The 8,745-nt window shown below is 55.4% G+C and carries 6 protein-coding genes; 5 read left to right on the forward strand and 1 reads right to left on the reverse strand.

The features are described 5' to 3' along the window. Positions 1–449: 449 nt before the first annotated feature. Positions 450–1,862 (reverse strand): diguanylate cyclase, encoded by a 1,413-nt coding sequence (locus EGI20_RS14875; protein ID WP_498632404.1) that lies wholly within the window; start codon positions 1,860–1,862, stop codon positions 450–452. Between the two features lie 371 nt (positions 1,863–2,233). Between EGI20_RS14875 and hsdR the strand changes: the two genes are divergently transcribed. From hsdR to EGI20_RS14900, 5 genes are all read left to right on the forward strand, one after another. After that, a complete protein-coding gene (gene hsdR, locus EGI20_RS14880) occupies positions 2,234–4,672 on the forward strand; it encodes an EcoAI/FtnUII family type I restriction enzme subunit R (RefSeq protein WP_498632406.1) in 2,439 nt (812 codons plus the stop codon). Between the two features lie 96 nt (positions 4,673–4,768). Next, a complete protein-coding gene (locus EGI20_RS14885; protein WP_498632407.1) occupies positions 4,769–6,253 on the forward strand; it encodes an N-6 DNA methylase in 1,485 nt (494 codons plus the stop codon). Continuing rightward, on the forward strand, positions 6,246–7,247 hold the full coding sequence (locus EGI20_RS14890) for a virulence RhuM family protein/type II toxin-antitoxin system death-on-curing family toxin (protein WP_498632409.1): 1,002 nt from the start codon (positions 6,246–6,248) through the stop codon (positions 7,245–7,247). The genes EGI20_RS14885 and EGI20_RS14890 overlap by 8 nt, the downstream gene beginning before the upstream one ends. Further along, positions 7,244–8,140 (forward strand): restriction endonuclease subunit S, encoded by an 897-nt coding sequence (locus EGI20_RS14895; protein ID WP_498632410.1) that lies wholly within the window; start codon positions 7,244–7,246, stop codon positions 8,138–8,140. The genes EGI20_RS14890 and EGI20_RS14895 overlap by 4 nt, the downstream gene beginning before the upstream one ends. 107 nt (positions 8,141–8,247) lie before the next feature. Further along, positions 8,248–8,745, forward strand: a 498-nt coding sequence (locus EGI20_RS14900; protein ID WP_498632411.1) for a hypothetical protein, incomplete at its 3' end; no start/stop codon positions are given.

Raw genomic sequence — 8,745 nt, forward strand, 5'->3', positions numbered from 1 at the left:
CTCGGGGTTCTTGGTGTTTCATGACACGTCATGAAACGGTAGTTTGGTGGGGCGGCGACTATCACAAAACACCTTACAAGCATTGTCTTTAAAGGATTTGTGTAATTCTATTTTTAAAAATACCAACATAAATACCAACAAGAAATGCATGCTGCGCTGGATCGCAGGGTCTTGCCTGTGTACGGCGGCGCGGCCGCTCAAGAAATCAAAGTGGCTCCGGCGTAGACCGACTGTGGCGCTGGCCGGGCATCAAAAATAAGCTTGGTGTTAACGGCGGCACGCAACGTGCGTGCCTTGCCCGGATTTTGCCCGATAGTTGTCTCTTGGCTGGCAACAATTCGGCCTGCTATCGGCCACGTTATTCTGCTGGGCAGGGGACTTGTTGAGTCTGACAAAATCCGTGCCTGTAAGTTACGCACCCGCGCTGGCAGGATGTTGGTTCTCCTCGATTACTTTGTCTCAACTCTGTTTCGGCCACGTTCTTTGGCTGCATAAAGTGCTGCATCTGCTCGCGACACAATATCCTGACCCTGGTTCTCAATCTGAAAACTGGCGACCCCAAAGCTGGCCGTCTTGTGTCCGACGACCGAAAATTTGAAATCTTGTATTTTTTTGCGGAGATTTTCAGCCAATTGGTAGGCACCTGCACTGTCTGTGTGAGGGCAAATTATTAGAAATTCTTCTCCCCCCCAGCGTCCGACAACGTCAGTTTTGCGCGTGCTGGATTGCAGCAATTGGGCAATCTCGACCAGTACACTGTCCCCGGTCTGGTGACCATGTACGTCATTGGTATTTTTGAAGTAATCCACATCAATCATGATCAGACTGAAAGGTTGTCCACTACGCTGCGCGCGCATGCTTTCGGACGCTAGTGTTGCATCCAATTTCATGCGATTGAACAGGCCGGTCAGCCGGTCGGTGATGGAAAGCAGTTCCAATTGCTTATTGAGTGAATTAAGTTTCCGGTTCCAAGTAAGTACAAGCAGCATGATGAGACCTCCACCGACAATGACTAGCCAGACCAACGTGTAATCGATTCCGCGCTGAACATTGACCGATACATGCTTGTTGGAAATAGCCTCACGCTCCTGTGATGTTAGCGTCTTGACTCCTTTGTCGAGAATGTCGCGTAATATTTTTTCGTCCTTGATGACCCCGATTCGCAGTTTGTTGGTGAAATCGGGGACCTGGCCGGCAATTTTCAGGTTGAACAATCCCTCTTTCTTGATCGCGTAGGCAGCCACGATCAGAGAGCGGATTGTCATATCTGCTTCGCGCGCCGACACCTTTGCAACAGATTGTTGCTCCGTCTCGGTTAGTATGAGCTTCAGGTTGGGATAGTCGCGCCGGATGCGTTCTTCCACCATCGTTCCGCGTGGCAAGGCAACGGTCTGATTTACCAGCCCATTGAGATCGCCAATGTAGGAGTGTTCTTCCCGTGTGACCACAATATTTGGATCGAAGAAAATAGGGTCAGTAAAATTCAGCCATTTATCTCGTGCCGGAGTCTGGTTGAGAAAGCTCATGAGTTGGCATCTTCCTGCCTTCGAAGCGGCCAAGCTTTCTTCCCAGGTTTTGACCCGATAAAGCTCGATTTTCAGCCCAACGCGCTGAGCCACTAGTTGCACTAAATCGGCGGCAATGCCGACGTGCTTGCCCTCTTGGTCGATGTGTTCGAAGGGTGCCCAATCGGGATCAACACACATCCGGATCGCTCCAGCCTGCTCAATGTAGGCCATTTCCATCGGGGTAAATTCGATGCTGGGGTCTTTGAGCGCAGTGGCCTGAGTGGCTAGGCTCAACCCAGTTAATAGGAGGATACAAATCGATCTGATCACAACGGGGAGTGTGGAAAGGCTCATGACGTTATTCTAACTGTTCGGCCGTCTATATGTAAGCGCTCGGCGAAGCTGATGTAGCTTGGTTTGCCAAATAGTTCATTTAGCGTTCTCCCACGTTATTCTGCCGGGCAGTGAAGGCAAGTAACACTTGAGGGACAGCCCCGTATCCTTCCTGACACGGCAGTCTGACAGACCGTGACATGCGCATGGTCAAGGAGGTGGGTATCAGTCTCCTAAAAAAGGAAAAACGGTAGCCTGGAAGCGATGCAGGGCATGCATACGTGCCGTATGGTCTACGCTTTGTCATCTTTAGCTAACCAATACCCATCAAATCAGGCTGGTTTTATGAGACTATTCCGGGAAATATATTCTTGCGAATGGAATAAACGCGCATGGCCGAGCTCAATAAGACGACCCTCACCGAAACCGACATCATCACCAAATTCCTGCTGCCTGCGATCAAGGGAGCGGGGTGGGATGACTTAACCCAGATCCGCCAAGAGGTGAAGCTGCGGGACGGCAAGGTGGTGGTACGCGGCCAGCTGGCGGCGCGCAATAAGGTCAAGTCGGCCGATATCGTGCTTTATCACAAGATGGGCATGCCGCTGGCGGTGATCGAGGCCAAGGCCAACAAGCACGAGATGGGCACTGGCATGCAGCAGGGGCTGGATTACGCCCGCTTGCTAGATGTGCCATTTGCGTTTGCCAGCAATGGCGATGGCTTTGTCTTTCACGACAAGACCAACCCTGCGCAGCTGGAAACCGAAATCGCGCTGGCGGATTTCCCCAGCCCCACCCAGCTGTGGGACAAGTTCTGCGTCTGGAAGGGCTACAGTGCGGCCCAGCTGCCGGTGATTAGCCAGGACTACTACTCGGACGGCAGCGGCAAGTCGCCGCGCTATTACCAGCTGCAGGCCATCAACAAGACCATCGAGGCCATTTCGACCGGGCAAGACCGTGTGTTGCTAGTGATGGCCACCGGCACCGGCAAGACCTACACCGCCTTTCAGATTATCTGGCGGCTGTGGAAGGCCAAAGCCAAAAAGCGCATCCTGTTTCTGGCCGACCGCAACATTCTGGTGGATCAGACCCGCATCAACGACTTTCAACCCTTTGGTTCGGCCATGACTAAGGTCACCGGCCGGACTGTCGATCCTGCCTATGAAATCCACCTTGCGCTGTATCAGGCGCTGACCGGGCCGGATGAATTGCAAAAAGCCTTCAAGCAGGTGGCGCCGGATTTTTTCGATTTGATTGTGATCGACGAATGCCATCGTGGCAGCGCCGCCGAAGACAGCGCCTGGCGCGAGATCCTCGAATATTTCTCCTCGGCTACCCAGATTGGCCTCACCGCCACCCCCAAGGAGACCGATACCGTTTCCAGTACCGATTATTTTGGCGATGCGGTCTACAGCTACTCGCTCAAGGAGGGGATCGAGGATGGTTTTCTCGCCCCTTACAAGGTGGTGCGGGTGGATATCGACGTTGACCTGCAAGGCTGGCGGCCGACCAAAGGCCAGCTCGATAAACAGGGCAAGCAGATCGAAGACCGCATTTACAACCAGAAGGATTTTGACCGCACGCTGGTGATCGACGAGCGCACCCAGTTGGTGGCCGAGACCATCAGCAATTACCTCAAGAAAACCGACCCGATGGCCAAGACCATCGTCTTTTGTAACGACATCGACCACGCCGAGCGTATGCGCCGGGCACTGGTCAATCTCAATCCGGAGCAGATGGCGAAAGACGATCGTTATGTGATGAAAATCACCGGCGATGATGAACTGGGCAAGGCGCAGCTCGACAACTTCATCAACCCCAAGAAGCCTTACCCGGTAATCGCCACCACCTCGGAGCTGATGAGCACCGGCGTGGATGCCAAGACCTGCAAACTGGTGGTATTGGACCAGAACATCCAGTCCATGACCAAGTTCAAGCAGATTATCGGTCGCGGCACGCGCATTGACGAAAAGTTCGGCAAGCTGTGGTTCACCATCCTCGACTTCAAGAAGGCCACCGAGCTGTTTGCCGACCCCCGCTTCGATGGCGATCCGGTACGGGTCATCATGACCGATCCGGGCACCATCAATGACCCGGATGGGGGGATGGATGACATCATCAACGGTGCTGATCCTTCGCAGGAGGATGAGGAAGGCACAGAGGGGCCGCCCACCGGAGTTGGCACTAACGGCACGCCAGGCGAAGGTCCGGACGAGCCCGGGGGTAGCGGCCCCGTCGGTGAACCGGAGCCCGGTGTCCGCAAATACCATGTCAACGGGGTGACCGTCACCGTGATTGCCGAGCGGGTGCAGTATTACGATGCCGACGGCAAGCTGGTGACCGAATCCTTCAAGGACTACACCCGCAAGGCCCTGCTGAAAGAGTGTGCGACGCTGGATGTTTTTACCAAGCGCTGGCAGGGCGCCGAGCGCAAGCAGGCCATCATGGATGAGCTGGCCCAGGCGGGCGTATTGTGGGAGGTGCTGAGTGCCGAAGTGGGGCAGGATCTCGACCCGTTCGACCTGATCTGCCATGTGGTGTACGATCAGCCCCCGCTGACCCGCCGCGAACGGGCGGAGAATGTCAAAAAGCGCAACTACTTCACCAAGTACAACGACACCGCCCAGCAGGTATTGAGCAAGCTGCTCGACAAATATGCCAATCAGGGCGTGACCGAAATAGAAACCAAAGACGCGCTCAAAGTGACCCCATTTACCGAACTGGGCCGCCCGCTGGAGCTGGCCAGAAAAGGTTTTGGTGGCCCGGCGCAGTTCGAGCAGGCCATCACCGAACTGGAACAAGAGATTTACCGCCAGCCGCTACGGGCCTGACCCGCGCTGGCATCGCATTGCACCCGGATGGTCAACCCCGTGTTGGCCATTTGCATTTATTCAGTTAGCTAACGGCTTCGCCTTCAAGAGAATTTCATGTCATCCATCAGCTCCGTCATCAAATCCATCCAGGACATCATGCGCAAAGACGCCGGCATTGACGGCGATGCCCAGCGCCTCGGCCAGCTCTCCTGGCTGTTGTTTCTCAAGGTTTTCGATTCCCAAGAAGAAGAGCTGGAGTTTGAACAGGATGATTACCGCTGCCCGATCCCCGAGTGTTTTTTGTGGCGCAACTGGGCGGCGGATAGTGAAGGGCTGACCGGCGACGCGCTGCTTGATTTCGTCAACAACGAGCTGTTCGACAGCCTGAAAAAGCTGCCCGCCGACATCAGACTCAATCCCCGTGGCTATGTGGTGCGCGAGGCATTCTCCGATGCCTTCAACTACATGAAAAACGGCACCCTGCTCAAGCAGGTGATCAACAAGCTCAACGAAATAGACTTTGGCGACAGCAACGAGCGCCATCTGTTTGGCGATATTTACGAGCAGATCCTGCGCGACCTGCAAAGCGCGGGTAACGCCGGCGAGTTCTACACCCCGCGCGCCGTGACCCGCTTTATGGTCAACCGCCTCGACCCCAAGCTGGGCGAGCGCATCATGGACCCGGCCTGCGGCACTGGCGGCTTTCTGGCCTGTGCCTTTGACCATGTAAAAACGCACTATGTCGAGACGTCGGCCGACCACCAGACCCTGCAACAGCAGATTCTGGGGGTAGAGAAAAAGCAGCTGCCACATCTGTTGTGCACCACCAATATGCTGCTGCACGGCATCGAGGTGCCGGTACAGATCCGCCACGGCAATACCCTCAACCAGCCGCTCTCCAGCTGGGATAGCGATATCGACGTTATCCTCACTAACCCGCCGTTTGGCGGCACCGAAGAAGACGGCATCGAGCAGAATTTCCCCGCCGATCTGCGCACCCGCGAAACCGCCGACCTGTTCTTGCAGCTCATCATCGAGGTGCTGAAAAAAGGCGGCCGCGCCGCCGTGGTGCTGCCCGATGGCACCCTGTTTGGCGAAGGGGTCAAAACCAAGATCAAGCAGCTGCTGACCAGCGAGTGCAATCTGCACACCATCGTGCGCCTGCCCAACGGCGTGTTTGCCCCCTATACCGGCATCAAGACCAATATCCTGTTCTTCACCAAGGGCCAGCCTACCCGTGATGTCTGGTTTTACCAGCACCCCTATCCGGCTGGGGTGAAGAACTACAGCAAAACCAAACCGATGAAGTTCGAGGAGTTCGAAACCGAAATCGCCTGGTGGGGTGATGAAGCCGACGGCTTTGCCGCTCGCGTCGAAACCGAGCAGGCATGGAAGGTCGGCATCGACGAGATCATTGCCCGCAACTTTAACCTCGATATCAAAAACCCTCATGTTGGCGAGCAGGTGAGCCACGATCCGGACGAACTGCTGGCCAGTTACGCCAAAGAGCAGGCCGAGATCCAGACGCTGCGCGACCAGCTTAAAGCCATCCTCGGCGAGGCACTGGGCAAGGGCGACGCGGGTCAGCAGCATGACTGATAGCAGCCAAGAGATTGCGATCTTTGAAGGAGAAAACGGCGAAATAGCCGTCACCCTGCAACAGGAGACGGTCTGGCTGAATCAGGCGCAGCTGGCGCAACTGTTCGCCCGCGATCAATCGGTGATCTCGCGCCATACCCGTAATCTGTTTAGAGAAGGTGAGCTAGCCACCGAAGGCAATATGCAAAAAGTGCATATTGCTGGCAGCGATAAGCCGGTGACCCTCTACAACCTCGACGTCATCATCTCGGTCGGCTACCGGGTCAAATCGCCGCAAGGGGTGCGTTTTCGCCAGTGGGCCACCCGGCTGTTGAAACAGCACCTGATTCAGGGCTACACCCTCAACCAGCAGCGTTTCGAGCAAAATGCCCGCGAGCTGGAAGCCGCGCTGGCACTGGTGCGCAAAGCGGCCCGTGGCGACGGGCTTGATCTTGCCAGCGGGCGCGGTCTGGTGGAAATCATCAGCCGCTACACCCAGACCTTTCTCTGGCTGCAGCGCTATGACGAAGGGCTGCTCACCGAACCGGCAGGCACCGAGGGCGGTGTATTGCTGGCGCCAGAACCCGCCATGCAGGCACTGGGCGAGCTTAAAGCCCAGCTGATGGCCCGTGGCGAGGCATCCGAACTGTTTGCCCGGCCAAGGGGCGATGGCTTGGCCGCCTTGCTGGGCAATCTGGCCCAAAGCGTTTTTGGCCAAAGTGCCTACCCCACGGTGCAGAGCAAGGCCGCCCATCTGCTTTATTTCGTGGTCAAAAACCACCCCTTTGCCGACGGCAATAAGCGCAGCGCCGCCTTTTTGTTTGTCGATTTTCTCTATCGTAATCAGGCGCTGTGGCTGGCCAGTGGCGAGCCCATCATCAACGACAGCGGGCTGGCGGCCCTGACCCTGCTGGTGGCCGAATCGGCCCCGGCGCAAAAAGACACCCTGATTCGCCTGATCATCAATATGCTGACCCCGGCGCCGGCTGCGACAGACTTTGGAAATACCCCATGAGCCATATCGATACCCTGATTACCGACCACCTCGATCTGTGGACTGCCGCCGTACGTCCCAAAAGCAGCGCCGGGCGCGGCAGCAATAGCAAGTTGGAGCTGGCCGGCATCAAGAAGCTGCGCGAGTTGATTCTGGAACTGGCGGTGCGCGGCAAACTGGTGGCGCAAGACCCCAACGACGAACCCGCTTCCGTCCTGCTGGCGCGCATCGCCGCCGAAAAGGCGCGGCTGGTGCAAGAGGGGAAGATTAAAAAAGAAAAGCCGCTATCGGAAATCAACGAGGATGAAAAGCCGTTTGAGCTGCCGCAGGGGTGGGAGTGGTGCCAAATTTTAGAACTTGGTTATGACTTAGGTGGGGGAACTCCATCTAAAGCACAAGGGAAATATTGGGGAGGGAGTATCCCTTGGGTTTCACCAAAAGATATGAAGGTCGATCTAATTTCATCTTCAGTTGACTATGTTACTGACGATGCTATTTCTGAAACGGTGCTTAAATTAATTCCATCAAATAGCCTTTTGATGGTGGTCAGAGGAATGATTCTTGCCCATTCGTTCCCTGTTGCTTTGACCATAAATCCTGTTGCAATAAATCAAGATATGAAGGCGCTTGTGTTTGCGGAAATAAATGGGAGTTTTTTGCTTACGTTAATGAAAGCAGCGAAAGAACGAGTGGTAAATATGGTTGAGCACTCATCTCATGGTACTTGTAAGTTGGTTTCAGAAAAGCTCTGGAATATGATGGTTTGTATACCACCAAAAGAAGAGCAGCTTAGAATTGTTAAAGCTGTCGATGAATTAATGGCCCTCTGCGACCAACTAAAATACCGCCTGCAAACCAGCCAACAGACCCAGCTCACCCTGGCCGAGGCATTGGTGGAAGACGCTCTGGCCTGACCGCTGGCAGGGTGTCCGTGGTGGTGCCCTGCATCCTGATCATGGCTATTGCCTTAGCGCACGCACGGCCACTTTTCCCCTTTATCGTTAAGCAGGTTGTTTCAGTTATGAGCCTCTACCATATCGCCAATCAACAGCTGACCCCGTTAATCCCGACCACCTTTGCCGCCGAAGGGCTGCAAGAGCGTCAGGATCTGCAGGAGGCGTTAAAGCGCAATATCGATGCCATTGCGCCCGATTGTCTGGTGATTGCCGACGAGTTTTCCGACTGGGAAGACAGCCGCCGCCGCATCGACCTGCTGGCCATCGACCGCAATGCCAATCTGGTGGTAATCGAGCTCAAGCGCGATGAAATCGGCGCCCATATGGAGCTGCAGGCGCTGCGCTATGCCGCCATGATCTCGAACATGACCTTTGATAAGGCCTGCGACTATTTTGAACGCTATCTCGCCGCTGAGGGGTTAGCCGATGGCGACAGAGAGTGTGCCAGAGAGAAACTGCTGGCGTTTACCGGACTGGATGAGAGCCAGCTTGATGATTTCGGCAACGATGTGCGCATCGTGCTGGCCTCGGCCGCCTTTGGCAAAGAGCTGACCACCTCGGTG

The organism is Aquitalea sp. S1-19 (assembly GCF_024343515.1).